This is a genomic window from Mesorhizobium sp. M0633 (assembly GCF_040320645.1).
GTDB lineage: Bacteria > Pseudomonadota > Alphaproteobacteria > Rhizobiales > Rhizobiaceae > Mesorhizobium.
Genome location: NZ_JAMYQC010000126.1, coordinates 1 through 703, shown reverse-complemented (window position 1 = coordinate 703; position 703 = coordinate 1). Strand labels below are relative to the sequence as shown.

The following is a 703-nucleotide window of genomic DNA, read 5'->3' as shown; positions in this document are numbered from 1 at the left end:
GACCGCCACGCCATGCTGTCGCCGCAGCTGCTCGGGCTTCTGCGCGCCTGGTGGCGCGAGGGCAAACGCCGCGGCGTGATGCTGCCGCAAGGCTGGCTATTTCGGGGTCGCAGCCCGATCACGCCGCTCTCCACGCGGCAGATGAACCGCGCCGTTCATGCCGCGGCGGAGGCCGCCGAGATCAAAAAGCGGGTAACGCCGCACACCCTGAGGCATTCCTTCGCCACACATCTCCTGCAGCAGGACGTCGACATTCGCGTCATCCAAGTTCTGCTCGGCCATGCCAAAATTGATACGACCGCGCTCTATGCCCATGTCGCCACCAAGACGATCCACACCGTGATGAGTCCGCTCGACCGGATCAGCCTGCTCACAGAGGGCGAGATACGACCGGACAGATAACGCGGCGGCGGTGCGCCGCCCGTCCCTGGAGGTCGCCGACATCTTCCATCGCCATGGTGCCGCCTGGCGCGCGGCCCAGGCCGGCCACTTGAGCCTCGGCCAGCTGAAGGTGATGTCGGCGATCGAGACCTGCCGCACCGCGGCGCTTGGCGGTCATGTCGAGGCGTGCGAGGACTGCGGCCACAGTCGCATTGCGTATAACAGCTGCAGGAATAGACACTGTCCAAGGTGCCAAGGCGCGGCGGCAAGGGAATGGCTCGCCGCACGCGAGGCCGATCTCTTGCCGGTCGGCTACTTCCAC

General features: G+C 66.3%; 2 protein-coding genes. Both read left to right on the top strand.

Going from position 1 to position 703, the window contains the following annotated elements; translation table 11 throughout:
• Positions 1-402: tyrosine-type recombinase/integrase (locus NKI47_RS34970; RefSeq protein ID WP_352596399.1), on the top strand; the 402-nt coding region annotated here is incomplete at its 5' end.
• 10 nt (positions 403-412) lie between these two features.
• On the top strand, positions 413-703 hold a 291-nt coding region (locus tag NKI47_RS34965), incomplete at its 3' end, for a transposase zinc-binding domain-containing protein (RefSeq protein WP_352596398.1).